Raw genomic sequence first — 19,410 nt, 5'->3', positions numbered from 1 at the left:
GGACGAAGCTTCCTGTCTGATGCGGCGAAGCCGCTGGTTCGTGCGGCTCCACGTGGGCTGGCTTAGTGCGCCAGCGCCTTGTTGATGTCCTCGACCATCTTCTTGGCGTCGGCGAGGAGCATCATGGTCTGGTCCATGTAGAACACGTCGTTGTCGACACCGGCATAGCCGACACCGCCCATCGAGCGCTTGATGAACATGACCGTTTTGGCCTTGTCGACGTCGAACACGGGCATCCCGTAAATCGGCGAGGACTTGTCGGTCTTCGCCGCCGGGTTGACCACGTCGTTGGCGCCGATGATGAACGCGACGTCGGCCTGTGCGAACTCGCCGTTGATGTCTTCAAGTTCGAAGACTTCATCATAGGGCACGTTCGCTTCAGCGAGCAGCACGTTCATGTGGCCGGGCATGCGGCCCGCGACCGGGTGGATGGCGTACTTGACGTTGACGCCTTCCTTCTTGAGCAGATCGCCCATCTCGCGCAGCACGTGCTGGGCCTGCGCCACCGCCATGCCGTAGCCCGGGATGATGATGACGTTTTCAGCTTCCTTCATCAGGTAGGCCGCGTCCTCGGCCGCGCCGCGCTTCCACGGACGCTGCACCTTGGCCGCACCGCCTGCTGCCGCTTCCGGAGCCGCGCCGAAGCCGCCCGCGATCACCGAGATGAAGCTGCGGTTCATCGCCTTGCACATGATGTACGAGAGGATCGCACCCGACGAACCCACCAGCGCGCCGGTGATGATCATCGCGGTGTTGTGGAGCGTGAAGCCCATCGCCGCCGCGGCCCAGCCCGAATACGAGTTGAGCATCGAGACGACCACCGGCATGTCCGCGCCGCCGATCGGGATGATCAGCAGGAAGCCGATGGCGAAGCTGAGCGCAGTGATCACCGCGATCACCCACGGCGACTGGTCCGTGGTGAAGTAGCCAACGAGGCCGAGGATCGCGAGGAGCGTGCCGAGGTTGATCGCATGGCGACCGGGCAACATGATCGGCGCGCCGCTCATGTTGCCGTTGAGCTTGAGGAACGCGATGACCGAGCCCGAGAAGGTGATCGCACCGATGGCGATGCCGAGGCCCATTTCGATGCGGCTCTGCACTTCGATCACCCCGTCCGGCCCGGCAATGCCGAACGCGATGGGGTTCAAGTAGGCAGCAAGACCGACGAGCACCGCCGCAAGGCCGACCAGCGAGTGGAAGGCCGCGACAAGCTGCGGCATGTCGGTCATCTTGATCCGCCGCGCGGTCACGAAGCCGAGGCCGCCGCCGACTGCGATGGCTGCGGCGATTTCAGGCAAGCTCGCGAGGCCGTGCGTCGCTAGCGTGGTGACCATCGCGATGGTCATGCCGACGATGCCATAGCGGTTGCCCGCACGCGATGTGGCCGGGCTGGAAAGCCCGCGCAGCGCCATGATGAACAGGACGCCGGCTACCAGATAGGCAAGCATCGCCCAGGGAGGAGTGGTGATGTGTTCCATCACTTCTTCTCCTTCTTCTTGTACATCGCGAGCATGCGCTCGGTGACGGCGAAGCCGCCGAAGATGTTGACCGAAGCCAGCACCACCGCCGCAAGACCGAGCCACTTGGAAATGGCCGAACCTTCAGCCGCACCGGCAACCAGCGCGCCGACGACGATGACCGAGGAAATCGCGTTGGTGACCGCCATCAGCGGCGTGTGGAGAGCCGGGGTCACCGACCAGACGACGTAATAGCCCACGAAGCAGGCCATCACGAAGATGCTCAAGATTGAAATGAAGTCCATGTCAGCCCCCCTCAGCCGAGCAGTCGTTCGTTCACGACCTTGCCGCCCTGCGTAAGGCGGATGGCATTGCCGATTTCCTCATCGAGCACGGGCTTGCCCGCTTCCTTGTCCCAGAATGCGGACAGGAAATTAAAGAGGTTGCGGCTGAACAGCGCCGAAGCATCTGCCGCCAGATGCGTGGCCGTGTTCGAATAGCCGACGATCTTGACGCCGTGCTTTTCGACGACCTGATCGGCGACCGAACCTTCTACGTTACCGCCGGCCGAAACCGCGAGATCGAAGATCACCGAACCGGGCTTCATCGTCGCGATCTGTGCATCGGTGATGAGGCGCGGTGCCGGGCGGCCCGGGATCAGCGCTGTGGTGATCACGATATCCTGCTTGGCGATATGGCTGGAGACCAGTTCGGCCTGCGCCGCCTGGTACTCGGGGCTCATCTCGGTCGCGTAGCCGCCAGCACCCTCGCCTTCGATCCCCGCGACGTTCTCGACGAAGATCGGCTTGGCGCCGAGCGACTGGATCTGCTCCTTGGTCGCCGAGCGAACGTCCGTGGCGGAAACCTGCCCACCAAGGCGGCGCGCGGTGGCGATCGCCTGAAGGCCGGCAACACCGACGCCCATGACGAAGACCTTGGCCGCCGAAACGGTGCCGGCTGCGGTCATCATCATCGGAAACGCGCGGCCATAAATGTCCGCCGCCACGATGACTGCCTTGTAACCGGCGAGGTTCGATTGCGAGGAGAGGATGTCCATCGACTGCGCGCGGGTGATGCGCGGCATGAACTCCATCGCCAGCGCTTCGTAGCCGCCTGCCGCATAGGCATCGACCCGCTCACGCTTGCCGAAGGGATCAAGACCCGCGACGACCCACGCGCCCGGGTTGGCCCCGGCCAGCAGATCGACTTCCGGACCCTGCACGCCCAGCACGATATCCGCGCCGGCAGCCACGCCGCTCGCCACGATCTCCGCGCCCGCAGCCTGATAGGCCTCGTCGCTGATCGAAGCGCTCATGCCCGCTCCTGCTTCCACGCGAACGGCAGCGCCGAGACCGATGAATTTCTTCACCGTCTCGGGTGTTGCCGCCACCCGGTGCTCACCGCTGGCCCGCTCGCGCAGGACAGCGATCGTTGTTGCCGCCCCCATCCGAGGCTCAGGCGATCAGGTACATGACGAAGAGCACGATCAGCGCGATCACCGGAGTGGCGATCTTGATCATGCCGACGAAGCCTTCGTAGGTGGCCGTCGCTGCCTTGATGTTGTTCCCGGCATTGTTGGTGGCGCCCATGACAAACCCTTCCTGATTGCGTTTTAAACGTCCAATTGACCGCATCCTCTAGCGGCGGCGCAACCCCGGCTCAAGCGGAACCGGTGGTTTTGCGCTTAATCTGACCTTTACCCAAATGGGCTAGACCCCGGCACTATGCAAAAGGACCGGGAAAGACATGGCAGAGCCTACTGATCGCCTGCTGATGCTCATCGATGACGAGCCTGCACAGTGCCGCCTCATTTCGGCGCTCGCGGCGCGGGAGGGCTGGCGCACGATCATCGCCCGCGATTCCGAGACGGCAATTGCCACGCTCGGCACGCGCCAGGGCATGCAGCTCGACGCAATCATTCTGGATCAATGGGTTCCGGGCGACGAGGCCTGCGCGCTGATAGCGGAACTGAAAGCCCGCCGTCCTGCGCTGCCCATTCTGATGATCACCACGAGCGCCTCGCCGCTGCTCGCGGTAGAGGCGATGCGCGCGGGTGCTTCGGACTATCTCATCAAGCCGGTCGCGCCCGATCGGCTGCTTCAGGCGCTACGCACGGCGACCCGGCGCGAGGAATCGCCTGACGAACTGCAACCGCTGACCGAGAAGTTTTCCGGTACGCTCGATTTCGATTCGATGATCGGTGCCGCACCCGGATTCCGTGCTGCGCTTGCCGTCGCTGCCAAGGCAGCACGCACGCAGAACACCGTCCTGATCGAAGGTGAAAGCGGCACCGGCAAGGAAATGCTGGTGCGTGCGATGCACGCCGCCAGTCCCCGCGCGAAAGCCCCTCTCCGGATCGTCAACGCGGGCGGCATTCCGGCCAACCAGATCGAATCAGTTCTGTTCGGCCACGAGAAGGGTGCCTTCCCCGGCGCCTTCGAGCGGCATGTGGGCGCGCTTCAGCATGCCGATGGCGGCACGCTGGTGATCGACGAGATCGACCGGCTGTGCCTTGCGGCGCAGGCCCGTCTCGCCCAGTTCCTCCAGCGCGGCGATATCCAGCCTATCGGCGCGCGCCACAGCTTCCGGCTCGACGTGCGCGTGATCGTTTGCAGCAATGCGGACCTCGACGATCTGGTCGATGTGCAGCTGTTTGATCCGGCCCTGCTCGAAGCACTGAGCGGGGTCCATGTGCATCTTCCTGCCCTGCGCGAACGCGCGGGCGACATTCCGGCCCTTGCCCGCCACTTCCTGACCCGCATCGGCGAACAGCCGGGCCTGAGGCCGCTTGGCATCACCGATGGTGCGCTGTCCCTGCTCGCTGCGTACGATTGGCCGGGCAACGTGCGCCAGCTTCAGGCGACCCTCTTCCGCGCAGCCGTGTTCTGCGACGGGGAGGCGCTTACCGCGCAGGACTTCCCGAACCTTTCGAACATGATCGGCGAGGCACCGCGCGCCGCACCGTCAGGCACCGAGGGCGCAGGCGTCATGCTCTATTCACCCGACGGCAACCTGCGCCCGCTCGAAGAGATCGAAGCCGACGTTATCCGCCTCGCCATCGGTCACTATCGCGGCCGCATGACCGAAGTCGCGCGGCGGCTCGGCATCGGGCGCTCGACGCTCTATCGCAAGCTGTCCGAGCTCGGGATCGACAACGTAGCCTGAAGCCCACTCTCGATTCTGGCAGCGTTGCTCCCGCGCGTGGGGCTGTTAAGTCTCGTCCCGGCAGGTCGCAGCGGCCGCCGGGAGGAGAGCATTCGATGGCAGGACAAAAGCTGCTGGAAGGCATTCGCGTTGTCGATCTGACCAGCGTGGTCTTTGGCCCCTATGCGACCGAGACGCTTGCCGACCTCGGAGCAGACGTGATCAAGGTCGAGGTGACCGGCGGCGATATCTTCCGCCATGCCGGAAAGCCCGCTGCGACGCCCGGCATGGGGCCCTGCACGCTCAATCTCAACAAGGGCAAGCGCAGCCTCGCGGTCGATCTCAAGAGCGCGGAGGGCAAGGCCGCGCTTGCCGCGCAGCTCGCCGAGGCGGACGTCTTCATCCACAACGTGCGCGGCAAGCCGATCGAGCGGCTCGGTTTCGGGTATGAGGATGTGAGGGCGATCAAGCCGGACATCATCTACGTGCACTGCACCGGCTTTGGCTCGGGCGGCCCTTATGGCGACCTGCAGGCCTATGACGACGTCATTCAGGCTGCGACTGGCACGACCAACCTGCTTTCACGCGTCGATGGCAACCCCGTGCCGCGCTTCCTGCCCTCGCTGATCGCCGACAAGGTTTCGGGGCTGCACGGCGCATATGCCGTGATGGCCGCGATCATCCACAAGCTGCGCTTCGGCGAGGGGCAGTTCGTCGAAGTGCCGATGTTCGAGAGCTTCGCGCATTTCATGATGCAGGAGCATCTTTATGGGCTGACGCTGGTGCCGCCAAAGGAACCGGCGGGCTATCCGCGTCAGCTCGATCCATTCCGCCAGCCCTTCCCGGCCAAGGACGGCTATGTCGTGATCGTGCCCTACACGCCCGATGCGATCGATACGGTGATTGCGCTGCTGGAGGCCCCTGAACTCGCCACAGACCCGCGCTTCATCGACTACCCATCGCGCATGCGCAACATCAGCGAATTCTACGCGGAAATGGCCAAGCGCACGCCCAAGCTGACGATGGCGGAATGGGCGGCGAGGATGGCCGAGCACCAGATCCCGTGCATGCCCGTGCGCGATCTCGACGAGCTGATCGACGACCCGCACCTCAAGGCGGTCGATTTCTTCCAGCAGCGCACGCACCCGACCGAGGGCGAATACCTCAAGATGCGCAGCCCGGTCACTTTCTCGGTCGGCGGTTTCGAGGTGCAGCCGGCCCCGCACATCGGCCAGCACAACGAGGAGCTGGGCGCCCCGCCCATGCCCGTCAAACGCCGAGCTGGCTGAAGTCCGTCAGCGCCGCATCGCGCAGGCCGCGCCAGACGCGCAAGGCCTGCACGGTCTCCGCCACATCATGGACCCGCACCATCTGCACGCCCGCATCGAAGCCCTTGGCCGCGAGCAGCAGCGATCCGCCAAGGCGCTGGTGCGCGGGAGCTTCGCCTGAAAGCGCGCCGATCATGCGCTTGCGGCTCGCCCCCAGCAGCAGCGGCTGGCCGAGCGCATGGAACAGCGGTAGCGCATTGATCAGCGCGAGGTTCTCTGCAAGCGACTTGCCGAAGCCGATACCCGGATCGAGCACGATCTTGTCGCGCGCGATCCCGCCCGCGACGGCCGCATCGCGCCGTTCGCGCAGGGCATCGAACACATCGAGCACGACATCGGCATAGTGCCCGTCGGCATGGAGGTCCTTCTCGCCGCCCGGTGCATGCATAAGGACGACCGGCACCCCGCTAGCCGCAACGACTTCGATCGAGCGCGGATCGTGGCGCAGCGCGGAGACATCGTTGACGATGTGCGCGCCCGCCGCGAGCGCTTCGGCAAGCACGGTCGAACGGCGGCTGTCGATGGAAATGGCCGCGCCGCTCGAGGCCAGCTTGGCGATGACGGGTACAACGCGTTTGACCTCGTCCCCTTCCCACACGGCAGGGGCGCCGGGGCGGGTAGATTCCCCGCCGACATCGATGATCGCAGCGCCCGCTTCCAGCATGGCCGCTGCATGTTCCAATGCGGCTTCGGGCTTGTCGAGGAACTTGCCGCCATCGGAGAAGCTGTCGGGCGTCACGTTGAGGATGCCCATGACTTGCGGCTGATCGAGCCGCACCGTGCGCGCGCCGCATGTCAGCGGCCCGTGCTGGGCCTTGAGATTGGCCCATTGCGTCTGCGCTTCGGCCGCGACCGCATCGGGTAGCGCATCCAGCACGGCGTTTGCTTCGTCAGCAGCAAAGCGGCGGCGCGAAACAACCTTGGCGCCTTCGCGCACGATCAGCGCGAAACGTGAGGCGTAGACCAGTCCCCCGGCCAGGCGGATCGCCCCGCCCTCCTCGCTTTGCGGGCTATCGGCAAGGCCGATCGGACGGATGTAGATCTTCTGCGCCATGGCCGAACCTTAGCCCACGCGGCGGCGTGCGGCGAGACGCATGGCGTGCAGAAGCACGGCCTTGGTCCAGCGCGCATGGCAGCGCAGCACCAGCGGATCGGGCATCAGGCCCAGCAGCGGGAACACGTCAGTCCTCGACCGCGATCAGATAGAGCTGGCGCAGCGCGTCGAGCGGCTTGACCTCGCCCTCATGCTCGACGTGCCAGAAAGTCCAGCCATTGCAGGATGGCGCGCCTTGCACCGCAGAGCCGATGCCGTGGATCGAACCTGACTGATCGCCCGCCGTGATCGAACCATCGGCGCGCACGTTCGCCGCCCAGCGGCGCTTTCGGTCGAACAGCTGCGCGCCCGGCGCGATCATGCCGCTCTCGACCAACTGGCCAAAAGCGACGCGCGGTGCGCTGCGCTTGCTCATCATCGTGGTGAGCGCGCTTTCATCGAGCGGCAGCGCGGCGGCAATGCGCTCTTCCGCCACGGCAATATAACTCTCCTCGCGCTCGCAGCCGATCCACTCGCGGCCCAGACGGCGCGCGACTGCGCCTGTCGTACCGGTGCCGAAGAAGGGATCGAGCACGACGTCGCCCGGTTTGGTCGTCGCCAGCATGACGCGGTAGAGCAGCGCTTCGGGCTTCTGCGTCGGGTGCGCCTTCACGCCGTCCTTGCGGATGCGCTCAGGGCCTCCGCAGATCGGCAGAACCCAGTCAGACCGCATCTGCAACTCGTCGTTGAGCGTCTTCATCGCGCGGTAGTTGAAGGTGTACTTCGCCTTCTCGCTGCGCGAGGCCCAGATCAGCGTCTCGTGCGCGTTGGTGAAGCGGGTGCCCTTGAAATTGGGCATCGGATTGGCCTTGCGCCAGACAATATCGTTGAGGATCCAGAAGCCGAGATCCTGCAGCAGCGCGCCAACGCGGAAGATGTTGTGATAGCTACCGATCACCCAGATCGCGCCGTCAGGTTTGAGCAGGCGGCGCGCTTCGGTCAGCCATTCGCGGGTGAACCGGTCATAGATTTCAAAGCTGGCAAACTTGTCCCAATCGTCCGTCACAGCATCGACATGGCTGCCATCGGGCCGCGCGAGATCGCCGCCCAATTGCAGGTTGTAGGGCGGATCGGCGAAGATCAGGTCGATCGAGGCCGTGGGCAGTTCGCGCATGCGCTCGATGCAATCGCCGCGCAGGATCTGCCCGAGCGGGAGTGCGAGTTTGCTTACCGCCGCCGCCGCATTGCTGCGCAGCGCGCGCGCCGCCGTTTTCGCCTGACGTTCCTTTGCCAGAGCCACCATAGCCGCCTTGTCCCCTGCTGATACGGCCCGACAGGTGAATCATCCGCGACTCGCCGTCAAGCCGCGACTCGCCAGATTCCGCCGAGTCGCAGGTGCTTTGGGTATGAGAACGGAACGAGTCCGCATCTACATATGGAGTCCGCCAAATCCGCTGCACGCCATATCTGGTGGGTGTGGCTGGGCGGATTCACCGGCGAAAAAAGTTTTCGGCGCCCTCAGCCAAGAACGGCTGCAACCGGCGCGAAGCTGCGCCGATGGTGGGGGCTGGCGCCGTGCTGGCGCAGCGCCGCCATGTGCTCAGCCGTGCCATAGCCCGCGTTGCGCTCCCAGCCATAGTGCGGGAAGTCCGTTGCCGCTGCCCGCATCAGCCGGTCGCGGTGCTCCTTGGCGAGGATCGAGGCGGCGGAGATACAGGGTTCGGTGGCATCGCCTTTCACGATGGCGCGGGCCTGCCAGCGCCATTCCGCGCAGCGCTTTGCCGGCGTCATGTTGCCATCGATGAGCGCCATGCCGATCGCGCTTTCCCCAAGCTGGTGCTCCAGCGCCGCCACCGCGCGGGTCATCGCCAGCATGGTAGCCGCAAAGATGTTGAGGCGGTCGATCTCTTCGACTTCGGCCACGCCAAGCGCCCAGTGGCATGTCTCGCGGATCAGCGGCTCCAGCCTCGCCCGGCGCGCGCCGCTGAGCACCTTGGAATCGGCGAGGCCTTTCGGCGGCTGCGGGCCAAGGACCACTGCGGCAGCGACCACCGGCCCAGCCAGCGGCCCTCGCCCCGCCTCGTCCACGCCCACAATCAACCCGGATTGCAGAGGTGATCCGTTTCCGGCGCTGACAGGCCTCCCGTTCGCTGGCATGGTGCCTGCCATGAAAAGATCAGCTTCTACGCGTTTCGCCATGGCCGCCCTCATCTCCGAAATGGCAAGCAAGCTCAAGTTGAGCGGGAGCTTGTCCCTTGGCTTTTGATCCTGCCCGCGTCGATTGCTGGATCTTCGATCTCGACTACACGCTTTATCCGCCGGCCTGCGGCCTGTTTGGCCAGATCGATCAGCGGATGGGGCAGTTCATCGCCAATCTGCTCGGCTGCGATCCGATCGAAGCAAAGCGCATCCAGAAGATGTACTTCCACGATCACGGCACCACGCTTGCGGGCCTAATGCACTACCACGCAATCGATCCGCGCGAGTTTCTGGATTTCGTCCACGATGTCGACATGACCGTGCTGGCCGAGGCCCCTCGCCTTGCCGAGCGGATCATGGCCCTGCCCGGCCGGCGGCTGATCTTCACCAACGGCGACCGCCCCTATGCCGAGCGGGTACTCACCGCACTTGGCCTCGATGGCTGTTTCGAAGGCATGTGGGACGTTATTGCGATGGACTACAAGCCCAAGCCCGAGCCTTCCGCCTATCACGGCCTGATCGCGGAATTCGGTTTCGATCCGGAACGCGCAGTGTTCGTGGAGGATTCGGCACGCAACCTCCCGCCAGCCAAGGCGCTTGGCATGCAGACCGTGTGGATCGATTGCGCCAGCGAATGGGGCGACCGTGCCAAGGATGATGCCGCGATCGATCTCGTCATCGACGATCTGCCGCAGTGGCTTGAAATGCTATCCGGAGAGCTTGCAGGCAGCGCCGCGCTCCGTTAGGCCCCGCGCTCTGATTTCCCGGAGAGCCATAGCCATGACCGCAGATCTGCAGGCCGCCATCGAAGCAGCGTGGGAAGACCGCGCCAACGTCACGCCCGCCAGCGCCGCAGTGCGCGAAGTGGTCGAGGCCGCGCTCGAGATGCTCGACGGCGGCAAGGTGCGCGTGGCGGAGAAGGTGGACGGCGAGTGGACCGTGAACCAGTGGCTCAAGAAGGCCGTACTGCTCTCGTTCCGCCTGAACGATAACGCTGTGATCGAGCACGGCGCGGGCGGCGCACCGGCTTACGACAAGGTTCCCTCGAAGTTTGAAGGCTGGGGCGAAAACCGCTTCCGCGAGGCAGGTTTCCGCGTTGTCCCGGGCGCCGTTACCCGCCACGGCGCGCATATCGCCAAGGGCGTGGTGCTGATGCCGAGCTTCGTGAACATCGGCGCCTATGTCGATGAAGGCACGATGGTCGATACTTGGGCGACGGTCGGCTCGTGCGCGCAGATCGGCAAGAACGTGCACATTTCAGGCGGCGCCGGCATCGGCGGCGTGCTCGAACCGCTCCAGGCTGGTCCGGTCATCATCGAGGACGGCTGCTTCATCGGCGCGCGTTCGGAAGTGGCCGAGGGCGTGATCGTCGGCGAAGGCGCGGTTCTTTCGATGGGCGTCTACCTCGGCGCTTCGACCAAGATCGTCGACCGCGCGACGGGCGAAGTCCACATGGGCCGCGTGCCGCCCTACGCCGTGGTCGTGCCGGGCGCGATGCCGGGCAAGCCCCTCCCCGACGGCACACCCGGCCCCTCGCTCTATTGCGCGGTGATCGTGAAGACTGTGGATGCGCAGACCCGGAGCAAGACCGGAATCAACGAACTGCTCCGCGACTGAGCCATGGCAAAGGCCGTGACCCGCTGGGTTCTGGCCCTGCTCTACGCTCTGGCCGGTGCGCTGCATCTGCTCCTGCCGCGCCCGTTCCTCGGCATCATGCCGACATGGGTGCCGCAGCCTGAACTGGTGATCGCGCTGACGGGCGTTGCCGAGTTGGCGGGTGCTGCCGGCCTGCTGCAACCGTGGTCCCCCGCGCTACGCCGCGCAGCAGGCTGGGGGCTTGCCGCTTACGCCGTCTGCGTGTTCCCGGCAAACATCGTGCACTTCATCCGCGACATGGCGCGGCCCGATCATGGGCTCGGCCTCGGCTACCATGTCCCGCGTATGTTTCTGCAGCCAATCCTCGTGTGGCTGGCCTTATGGGTTGCGGATGCCCTGCCCTTTCGGGCAAGGGGCAAGGCATGAGCGATGAAGACTATGTGTTCGACGAGGACAGCGGCGAGTGGATGCCGGCGTCCGAACTGGCAGCGAAGCGCGCAGCGGAGGGCACGGTTGAGGTGCGCGATGCGGTGGGCAACCTGCTGGCCGATGGCGATCAGGTCACGCTGATCAAGGACCTCGAGGTCAAGGGCGCGGGCCAGACGCTCAAGCGCGGCACGCTCATCAAGTCGATCCGACTGACCGGCGATGCTCAGGAAATCGACTGCCGCTTCGATGGCATCAAGGGCCTCGTCCTGCGCGCGGAATTCGTCAAGAAGCGCTGATTTTCAAGGCGTCTTCTGCGCATCGGTGAGCTCGAAACTACCGTCGAGCCGGTGCCAGACGGTAACCCTCCACCGGGCGCCATCAGTCATGCGCAGGACCATGCGCAGATTGGTCCCCGCCACGACCTGCGTCTCGGCCGACGTAACTTCTGCCAGCTGCCCAGTCCCCTGCGGAAGATGCTCCGCGGCATAGGCTGCTGCAGGCTGCACTCCCTCCCCCTTGGGGTCCGCAGCCTGCCAACCGCCTGCCACGATCGGCGCGGGCGAGCGCTCGGCAGGCATCGGCGCGCAAGCCGCGAGCGCTGCCGGTAGCGCCAGTGCCAGCACTCCGAACCAGCAATTGCACGTTTTGCAAGTGGCCGCGCGATCATTACATTTGCGGCTCATTGTGCGCTGCACCATGTACATCTCAACCAGAAAAACAGGGGTGCTCGAAGGCAAATTCTTCCGGTTTCAATGGAGATTTTGCCATGTTTATCAAGTCGTTCCAGATCGCTGCCGCTGCTGCACTAATCGCCGTTCCGGCGCTTGCTCAGGCTGAAGATGCCGGCGCAAAGTTCACCCATGAAGGCGTCACCTACGTCTATACCACGCAGGTCGCAAACGGCGAGCGCGTGATCCGCGGTTCGGCCTTTGGCGGCAAGGCACCGTTCGAACTCCACGTTCGCGGTCGCTACGTGACCGGCACGTTCAACCACCAGGCTGTCGAATTCACCAAGGCCGAAGCCAAGGCGATGGGCATTCAGGTCGCCTCCAACTGATCTGACGAGGCGGCTCTTCGGGCTGTCTTTGAAAACAGGCCCTTGCGCAGCGCTGTGCGGCGTTTCGCAAGGGCTTTTTCATGTCTGAATGCAGGCCAAGCCTGTCGCAACCGGCAGTGCTGTGGCACAGGCACGGGATGAACGCACCGCCCGCCATGAGCCCCATCCGCATCCTCGTCGATGGCGATGCCTGCCCGGTTAAGGACGAGGTCTACAAGGTCGCCTGGCGGCATGAAATCCATGTCGTGGTGGTGAGCAATTCACCGTTCCGCGTACCCGTTCATCCGCTGGTGCGGCGCGTGGTGGTGGATGGCGGCTTCGATGCGGCCGACGACTGGATCGCGGCTGAGGCATCCCCTCGCTGCGTGGTGGTGACAGCCGATATCCTGCTGGCGGATCGCTGCCTGAAAACGGGCGCCGTCGTGCTTTCCGGCAATGGCAAGCCCTTCACCGCCAATTCGATCGGCGGCCAGATCGCAACCCGCGCCATCATGGCTGACTTGCGCGCAGGCGGCGACGTGATCGGAGGGCCAGCGCCGTTTTCCAAGGCGGATCGCTCGCGATTTCTCTCGGCACTCGACGAAGCGCTGGTGCGGCTGAAGCGAGGTTAGTTTCGCGATGCCGCCGCCCGCTTGGCGCAGGCGGTTCTCCTCCCCATCCCTCTCGGAACGGGGAGGAGCCGGACATCACTCAGCGGCAGGCAGGTAGAGTTCGCTGCCCGCCTCGCGGTACTTCTCGCTCATTTCGGCCATGCCGGCTTCCGCCTCGGCTTCATTCGCGACGAAAGTCCCGATCTCGGCGTTCTGCTTGGCCGCGAATTCGCGCACTTCCTGCGTGATCTTCATCGAGCAGAACTTGGGCCCACACATCGAGCAGAAGTGCGCGGTCTTGGCGCCTTCGGCCGGCAGCGTCTGATCGTGGTACTGCTCGGCCGTATCGGGATCGAGCGACAGATTGAACTGATCGCGCCAGCGGAATTCGAAGCGGGCGCGGCTCAGCGCATCGTCGCGCAGCTTGGCCGCCGGGTGGCCCTTGGCAAGATCGGCCGCGTGGGCGGCGAGCTTGTAGGTGACCACGCCGACCTTCACGTCATCGCGGTCGGGCAGGCCGAGGTGCTCCTTGGGGGTGACGTAGCAGAGCATCGCCGTGCCGAACCAGCCGATCATCGCCGCGCCAATGCCGCTGGTGATGTGGTCGTAGCCGGGCGCGATATCAGTCACGAGCGGCCCGAGGGTGTAGAACGGGGCTTCACCGCAGGCGGCGAGCTGCTTGTCCATGTTTTCCTTGATCTTGTGCATCGGCACGTGGCCGGGGCCCTCGATCATCACCTGAACGTCCTGTTCCCACGCGCGCTTGGTCAGTTCGCCAAGGGTGTAGAGCTCGGCGAACTGGGCTTCGTCGTTGGCATCGGCCACCGAGCCCGGACGCAGGCCATCGCCCAGCGAATAGGCGATATCGTAGGCCTTCATGATCTCGGTGATCTCGTCGAAGTGCTCGTAGAGGAACGATTCCTTGTGATGCGCAAGGCACCACTTGGCCATGATCGAACCGCCGCGGCTGACGATGCCCGTCACGCGCTTGGCGGTGAGCGGGATGTAAGGCAGGCGCACGCCCGCGTGGATGGTGAAGTAGTCGACACCCTGTTCCGCCTGCTCGATCAGCGTATCGCGGAAGATTTCCCAGGTCAGTTCCTCGGCAATGCCGCCGACCTTTTCGAGCGCCTGATAGATCGGCACGGTGCCGATCGGCACGGGGCTGTTGCGCAGAATCCATTCGCGCGTGTCGTGGATGTTGCGGCCCGTCGAGAGGTCCATGACGGTGTCCGCGCCCCAGCGCACCGACCACACCATCTTCTCGACTTCGTTCGCGACATCCGACGCGACGGCGGAGTTACCGATGTTCGCGTTGATCTTGACGAGGAAGTTGCGGCCGATTGCCATCGGCTCGCTCTCGGGGTGATTGATATTGCTGGGGATGATCGCGCGGCCGCGCGCGACTTCCTCGCGCACGAATTCGGCGGTAACGTAGTCCGGGATAGCGGCACCCCAGTCCTGCCCATCGCGGGCAAGCGCTTCCTTGAGCTGGCGGCGGCCGAGGTTTTCACGGACGGCCACGTATTCCATCTCGCGCGTGATGATGCCCTGGCGGGCGTAGTGCATCTGGCTGACATTGCCGCCCGCCTTCGCACGCAGCGGCTTCTGCACGACGTTGGGGAAACCGGGGACACCGCCCGAGCGGTCCGGGCCGAGTTGGCCGTTGTCTTCCGGCTTCACTTCGCGAGCACTGTATTCCTCAACATCACCGCGGCCCATGATCCAGTCGCGGCGCAGCTTGGGCAGGCCCTTGGCGATATCGATCTGGGCGTTCGTATCGGTGTAGGGGCCGGACGTGTCATAAACGCGCAGCGGCGGCTCGCCCGAGGAGGGTTCGAGCGCGATTTCGCGCATAGCGACGGTTATGCCGGGAAAGCGCGGGCTTTCGACGTGGATCTTGCGGCTGCCGCGAATGGGGCCGGTGGTAACGCCGATGGGCGTGGCCTGCGGGCCATTTTCAAGGCGTGAATTGATATCTGCCATAGCGTGCGCTCCTCTCGGCGGACGGATCGCGGGCGCTGGCGTGCAGGCTGACCGCTCCCTCCGCCCGTGCTAACGGGTTCAGGTTCGACGGGTCGGGCTGCGTGACCAGCCCCTCTCAGCCAGCACTGGCTCCCCGGGGAATAGGTCCGTTCTAGTGCGGTAGCGCGGCCTCGTCCACAGTGTTTGGGACTTGGGTTTGGGGGCTGGACTTTAAGCGAGCGCTTAAACATACTCGGCACCAAGATCCCGCCGAAAGCCGAGCGGGCGCATCGGAGCAGGACATGGCGAGCCAGACCCTCACCCGCGAACGGGCGATCAATCCATATGACGTTAGCGCGGATGCGCTCTACACCGAGGATACCTGGCGCGAGCCGTTCGCAGTCCTGCGCAAGGAGATGCCGGTCAGCTGGCGTCCCGAAAGCCCGTTTGGCGCGTACTGGTCGGCGGTAACGCATGAGACGATCCAGGAGATCGAGCTCATGCCGGATGTGTTTTCCTCTTCGTGGAAGCTCGGCAACATCACGATCGCCGAATCGATCAACGAAGCCGAGTTCCCTAACTTCATCGCGCAGGATCCGCCGATCCACACCGCGCAGCGCAAGGTGATCGCACCAGCGTTCAGCCCGGGGCAGATGATCAAGCTGGAAGCGCAGGTGCGCGGGCGCGCGAAGATGCTGTTCGATGTGCTGCCAATTGGTGAGACGTTCGACTGGGTGGAGCAGCTTGCCATCCCGCAGACCTTGGGGATGTTGTGCAGTCTGTTCGATTTTCCGTTCGAGGAATGGCGCGATCTCAAGCGCTGGTCGGACTATGGCAGCGGCGTTTCAGCCGATAATCTGACGCCGGAATACCGTGCCGAATGGATGAAGCAGATGGGCGAGATGCTCGCGCGCTTCGACCGCGAACTTGATGCGCGGCGCGGGCTGCCGCCGACGGACGACCTCCTGAGCCGTATGGTCCATTCGGAAGCGATGGGGAACCTGCCGGCGCTGGAGCGGCTGGCGAACATTGCACTGCTGATCGTGGCGGGGAACGATACGACCCGCAATTCGATCGCTGGGCTGGTCGAGGCGCTGACGCTCTATCCGGAACAGCTCGACAAATTGCGCGCCGATCCGACGCTTTCGGCCAATGCCGCGCAGGAAATCATCCGCTGGCAGACCCCGGTGACGCACATGCGCCGCACCGCCACGCGCGATGTCGAAGTGGGCGGGCAGCATATCCGCGAGGGCGAGAAGATCGTGATGTGGTACATCTCGGGCAACCGCGATGAGAGCGTGTTCCCGAATGCCGAGCAGTTCGACGTGACGCGCGAGAATGCGCGGCGGCATATCGGCTTCGGCCACGGCATCCACCGCTGCGTCGGGGCGCGGCTGGCTGAAGTGCAGATCGCCGCGGTCATCGACGAGATCGTCGAGCGGGGGCTGCGGCCGGTGATGGCCGGCAAGCCCGATCGGTTGGCGAGCCCGTTCCTGCATGGGTTCAATGCGATGCCCGTGCGGCTGGAGCGGAACTGAGATGAAGCGCGTCTGCATCATCGGTGCCGGCTGCTCGGGGATCACGGTCGCCAAGCGGCTGAAGGACTACGGGATCAGCTACGACGAGTTCGATGCTTCGGACGATATCGGCGGCAACTGGTACTACAACAATCCCAACGGGTTATCGGCCTGCTACCAGAGCCTGCATATCGATACCTCGAAGTGGCGGCTGGCGTTCGAGGACTATCCGGTGCCGGCGGACTGGCCGGACTTCCCGCACCATTCGCAGCTGCTGCAATACTTCCGCGATTATGCCGACCACTTCGGCCTGCGCGAGAACATCACGTTCAACACTCGGGTCGAGAAAGCGACGCGCAAGGCCGGCGGCGGCTGGGAGGTGCGACTCTCAAGCGGGGAGACGCGCGAGTACGAGGCGCTGGTGGTGGCGAATGGGCACCACTGGGCGGCGCGCATTCCTGAGTACCCCGGGCACTTCGATGGCGAGCAACTACACAGCCATTCGTTCCGCAGCGCGTTCGAGCCGGTCAACTGCGTCGGCAAGCGTGTGCTGGTGGTCGGCATGGGCAATTCGGCGATGGATATCGCGTCAGAGCTTTCCCAGCGCGCGATTGCCGAGCGGCTCTACGTCTCGACCCGGCGCGGGGTCTGGGTGCTGCCGAAGTATTACAAGGGCCAGCCGATCGACAAGAACCCGGCTCCGGCGTGGATGCCGCGCAAACTGCGCACGGCGCTCGGCACACGCATGATAAAGGGCCTTGTCGGCAAGATGAGCGACTATGGCCTACCCGAACCCGAGATCGGCCCGTTCGATGCGCATGCCACGGTTTCAGGCGAATTTCTGCTCCGCGCCGGATCCGGCGACGTGACGATGAAAGGCGCAATCGAACGGCTCGACGGCGGAGCCGTAGTGTTCAAGGATGGTAGCCGCGAGCAGATCGACGTCATCGTCTGGGCAACGGGCTATGACATCCGCTTCCCCTTCTTCGATGATCCCTCGTTCTGCGCCGATGCCGACAATCGGCCTCCGCCGCTGTTCAAGCGGATCATGAAGCCAGAAGTGCCAGATCTGTTCTATGCCGGGCTTGGCCAGCCGCTGCCGACGCTGGTCAACTTTGCCGAGCAGCAGTCAAAGCTGATCGCGGCCTATCTGGCGGGGGCGTACACCCCTCCCCCGCTTGGCGAGATGCACCGCATCATCAAGGCTGACGAGGAATACCACACCGGCCACTACTATGCGGCGCGGCGGCACACGATCCAGCTCGATTTCGATGATTACGTGCGGGATTTGCTGAAGGAAATCGCGGTGGGGAGCAAGCGCGCCAAAGCGGCCTGACTTGGCATCCTCCGATCATAACCCTCTCCCCCGAAAGGGAGAGGGCTTGATCCTGTATTACTCCGCGGCTTCCAGCGCCGCCGCTTCGGCACGCACGCCGTCGTAGACGAACTCACTGGCTGCCGGATCGATGAAGGGAATTTCCTCCCGCTCGCTCCAGTAGTCCTGATTGTGCTGCCATTCGGGCTTGTCGCCGCGCTTGGACATACGGTCCAGATCGCGCATGAGGTAGGTCGGGTTGAAGTTGTCGGCATCAATCCACGGCAGGATCTTCATGTCCTTGTCTTCTTCGCGCAGCGCAACCTCGACCTTGTGCGCATGGGACGCGTCCATGTGGTTGAGCATCTTGCACACGAAATCGCCGACAATATCGACGCGCAGGGTCCACGAAGCGCGGAAGTAGCCAAACACCCAGACAAGGTTAGGCACTCCGGTGAACATCATGCCCCGGTAGTTCACCGTATCGGCCCAATCGACGGCCTTGCCATCGACTTCGAACGGAATCTCGCCCAGCACCGAGAGACGGAAACCGGTGCAGGCGACAATCATGTCCGCCTCGATTTCCTGACCGGAACTGACCCGCAGGCCCTTCTCGGTGAAGGTTTCGATGGTGTCGGTGATCACAGATGCGTTGCCCGCAACGACCTGCTTGAACATGTCGCCATCGGGCAACTGCGCGAGCCGCTGCTGCCACGGGCGGTACTTCGGCGTGAAGTGCGGCTCGAAGTTGAAATCCTCACCCACGTAGCCGCGGATCAGCGCGCGCAGTTCCTCGGCCATGGCCTCGGGTTCCTCGCGGCTGCGACGGTCCATCTCGTAGAAGTTGTAGATGTAATCCTGCCGCACGACGCGGTGGATCGTCGGCTCGTCCACGCCGATGGTGCGCAGACGGTCTGCGAGTTCGCACACGTTGGGCGCGCAATAGAACCATGTCGGCGAGCGCTGGACCATGGTGACCTTGGCCCCCGCTTCGCACAGCGCCGGGACGATGGTGGCCGCCGTGGCGCCCGAACCGATGACAATGACGTGCTTGCCGGCAACGTCGGTTTTAGGATCCCACAGCTGTGCGTGGACGAAATGCCCCTTGTACGAGGCCATGTTCGGCCAATCAGGAGTATAGGGCGTCTTGTGATCGTAGTAGCCCTGACACATCCACAGGAAGCCGGCGGTGTAGACCACTTCGCTGCCGTCCTTGCGGCGGGCGTTGACGGTCCAGATACTATCCGCGCTCGACCAGCTGCAGGCGGTGATCGTGTGGCCGTAATGAATCTGCGGCCCGATGCCGTTCTCCTCGATCACTTCGCCCATGTACTTGAGGATCGCATCGGCCGAGGCGATCGGCGTGCCGGTCCACGGCTTGAAGCGATAGCCGAAGGTATAGAGATCGGAATCGGAGCGGATGCCGGGATACTTATGCGTTTCCCACGTGCCCCCAAAGGTGTCCTTGCTTTCGAGAATGGCGTACGTTTTGGCCGGGCACTGGTCCTGCAGATGCTTTGCGGACCCGATGCCGGAAATTCCGGCCCCGACGATCAGGACATCGACGTGCTGTGCAACCTGTTCTGCCATCATGCTCTCCATCTTGCCGGACCTTTGACCCTTCTCCGCCGCTGCGGGCGAGCCGCGTGCGTCCGGGGAGCCTGTTGGACCGATTACGGCGGTTCTCGCCTTGTCGCCGCAAGGAGGCCTTGATCCGCATCAAAACGCAACAGGAATCTGGGGGCAACGGACCGTTCGGGGGCAGAACATTGCCGATTGT

General features: G+C 64.3%; 20 protein-coding genes and 1 riboswitch. Of the genes, 10 read left to right on the top strand and 10 right to left on the bottom strand.

Features of this window, described 5'->3' with window-relative positions; genetic code table 11:
- Positions 1–62 precede the first annotated feature (62 nt).
- Genes NSE01_RS00855 through NSE01_RS00840 form a run of 4 tightly spaced genes read right to left on the bottom strand, consistent with a single transcriptional unit; the run spans position 63 to position 3,046 of the window.
- Positions 63–1,478, bottom strand: coding sequence for an NAD(P)(+) transhydrogenase (Re/Si-specific) subunit beta (locus NSE01_RS00855; protein ID WP_147157723.1), 1,416 nt, complete (start codon positions 1,476–1,478; stop codon positions 63–65).
- A complete protein-coding gene (locus NSE01_RS00850) occupies positions 1,478–1,762 on the bottom strand; it encodes an NAD(P) transhydrogenase subunit alpha part 2 (protein WP_147157722.1) in 285 nt (94 codons plus the stop codon). Before NSE01_RS00850 ends, NSE01_RS00855 begins: the two co-directional genes overlap by 1 nt.
- 11 nt (positions 1,763–1,773) lie before the next feature.
- Positions 1,774–2,904: an NAD(P) transhydrogenase subunit alpha gene (locus tag NSE01_RS00845; protein ID WP_147157721.1), complete on the bottom strand. Its 1,131-nt coding sequence runs from the start codon at positions 2,902–2,904 to the stop codon at positions 1,774–1,776.
- A 7-nt stretch (positions 2,905–2,911) separates the two neighbouring features.
- Positions 2,912–3,046 (bottom strand): aa3-type cytochrome c oxidase subunit IV, encoded by a 135-nt coding sequence (locus NSE01_RS00840; protein WP_147157720.1) that lies wholly within the window; start codon positions 3,044–3,046, stop codon positions 2,912–2,914.
- A 157-nt stretch (positions 3,047–3,203) separates the two neighbouring features.
- Between NSE01_RS00840 and NSE01_RS00835 the strand changes: the two genes are divergently transcribed.
- A complete protein-coding gene (locus tag NSE01_RS00835) occupies positions 3,204–4,622 on the top strand; it encodes a sigma-54-dependent transcriptional regulator (RefSeq protein ID WP_147157719.1) in 1,419 nt (472 codons plus the stop codon).
- A gap of 95 nt (positions 4,623–4,717) precedes the next feature.
- Complete coding sequence (locus tag NSE01_RS00830; protein ID WP_147157718.1) at positions 4,718–5,890, top strand: CaiB/BaiF CoA transferase family protein; 1,173 nt, start codon at positions 4,718–4,720, stop codon at positions 5,888–5,890.
- Here the strand turns inward: NSE01_RS00830 and folP are convergent.
- The 3 genes from folP to rnhB form a co-directional block, all read right to left on the bottom strand.
- Complete coding sequence (folP, locus tag NSE01_RS00825) at positions 5,871–6,983, bottom strand: dihydropteroate synthase (RefSeq protein ID WP_147157717.1); 1,113 nt, start codon at positions 6,981–6,983, stop codon at positions 5,871–5,873. The genes NSE01_RS00830 and folP overlap by 20 nt on opposite strands.
- Before the next feature lie 127 nt (positions 6,984–7,110).
- A complete protein-coding gene (locus NSE01_RS00820) occupies positions 7,111–8,265 on the bottom strand; it encodes a site-specific DNA-methyltransferase (protein WP_147157716.1) in 1,155 nt (384 codons plus the stop codon).
- Between the two features lie 215 nt (positions 8,266–8,480).
- Positions 8,481–9,119, bottom strand: a complete 639-nt coding sequence (gene rnhB / locus NSE01_RS00815; protein ID WP_147157799.1) for a ribonuclease HII — start codon at positions 9,117–9,119, stop codon at positions 8,481–8,483.
- Between the two features lie 98 nt (positions 9,120–9,217).
- On the opposite strand from rnhB, the gene NSE01_RS00810 reads away from it, so the two are divergent.
- From NSE01_RS00810 to NSE01_RS00795, 4 genes are read left to right on the top strand one after another with little or no spacing between them, the layout of a single operon-like run.
- A complete protein-coding gene (locus NSE01_RS00810) occupies positions 9,218–9,907 on the top strand; it encodes a pyrimidine 5'-nucleotidase (RefSeq protein ID WP_147157715.1) in 690 nt (229 codons plus the stop codon).
- Positions 9,908–9,941: 34 nt separating this feature from the next.
- On the top strand, positions 9,942–10,778 hold the full coding sequence (gene dapD, locus NSE01_RS00805) for a 2,3,4,5-tetrahydropyridine-2,6-dicarboxylate N-succinyltransferase (RefSeq protein WP_147157714.1): 837 nt from the start codon (positions 9,942–9,944) through the stop codon (positions 10,776–10,778).
- A gap of 3 nt (positions 10,779–10,781) precedes the next feature.
- Positions 10,782–11,183: a DoxX family protein gene (locus NSE01_RS00800; protein ID WP_147157713.1), complete on the top strand. Its 402-nt coding sequence runs from the start codon at positions 10,782–10,784 to the stop codon at positions 11,181–11,183.
- Positions 11,180–11,482, top strand: coding sequence for an alkylphosphonate utilization protein (locus NSE01_RS00795; protein WP_147157712.1), 303 nt, complete (start codon positions 11,180–11,182; stop codon positions 11,480–11,482). Before NSE01_RS00800 ends, NSE01_RS00795 begins: the two co-directional genes overlap by 4 nt.
- Positions 11,483–11,485: 3 nt before the next feature.
- On the opposite strand, the gene NSE01_RS00790 is transcribed toward NSE01_RS00795, so the two are convergent.
- Positions 11,486–11,809 carry a cystatin domain-containing protein gene (locus NSE01_RS00790; protein ID WP_170233704.1) on the bottom strand — a complete coding sequence of 108 codons (324 nt, stop codon included), beginning with the start codon at positions 11,807–11,809 and terminating at the stop codon, positions 11,486–11,488.
- A 143-nt stretch (positions 11,810–11,952) separates the two neighbouring features.
- On the opposite strand from NSE01_RS00790, the gene NSE01_RS00785 reads away from it, so the two are divergent.
- Positions 11,953–12,243 (top strand): hypothetical protein, encoded by a 291-nt coding sequence (locus tag NSE01_RS00785; protein ID WP_147157710.1) that lies wholly within the window; start codon positions 11,953–11,955, stop codon positions 12,241–12,243.
- A 137-nt stretch (positions 12,244–12,380) separates the two neighbouring features.
- Positions 12,381–12,854, top strand: a complete 474-nt coding sequence (locus NSE01_RS00780; RefSeq protein WP_147157709.1) for a YaiI/YqxD family protein — start codon at positions 12,381–12,383, stop codon at positions 12,852–12,854.
- 75 nt (positions 12,855–12,929) lie between these two features.
- Here the strand turns inward: NSE01_RS00780 and thiC are convergent, their stop codons facing one another.
- Positions 12,930–14,819 (bottom strand): phosphomethylpyrimidine synthase ThiC, encoded by a 1,890-nt coding sequence (gene thiC / locus NSE01_RS00775; RefSeq protein ID WP_147157708.1) that lies wholly within the window; start codon positions 14,817–14,819, stop codon positions 12,930–12,932.
- Between the two features lie 38 nt (positions 14,820–14,857).
- Positions 14,858–14,965, bottom strand: a riboswitch (TPP riboswitch).
- 135 nt (positions 14,966–15,100) lie between these two features.
- Here thiC and NSE01_RS00770 point away from each other — a divergent pair.
- Both NSE01_RS00770 and NSE01_RS00765 read left to right on the top strand, forming a co-directional pair.
- Positions 15,101–16,336: a cytochrome P450 gene (locus tag NSE01_RS00770; RefSeq protein ID WP_147157707.1), complete on the top strand. Its 1,236-nt coding sequence runs from the start codon at positions 15,101–15,103 to the stop codon at positions 16,334–16,336.
- A 1-nt stretch (position 16,337) separates the two neighbouring features.
- Positions 16,338–17,651, top strand: coding sequence for a flavin-containing monooxygenase (locus NSE01_RS00765; RefSeq protein WP_246134964.1), 1,314 nt, complete (start codon positions 16,338–16,340; stop codon positions 17,649–17,651).
- Positions 17,652–17,708: 57 nt separating this feature from the next.
- Here NSE01_RS00765 and NSE01_RS00760 read toward each other — a convergent pair whose 3' ends face one another.
- A complete protein-coding gene (locus NSE01_RS00760) occupies positions 17,709–19,220 on the bottom strand; it encodes a flavin-containing monooxygenase (RefSeq protein ID WP_147157706.1) in 1,512 nt (503 codons plus the stop codon).
- Positions 19,221–19,410 lie beyond the last annotated feature (190 nt).

Origin of the sequence: Novosphingobium sediminis (assembly GCF_007991615.1) — a bacterium.
GTDB lineage: Bacteria > Pseudomonadota > Alphaproteobacteria > Sphingomonadales > Sphingomonadaceae > Novosphingobium > Novosphingobium sediminis.
This window is presented reverse-complemented; position numbering and strand designations above follow the sequence as displayed.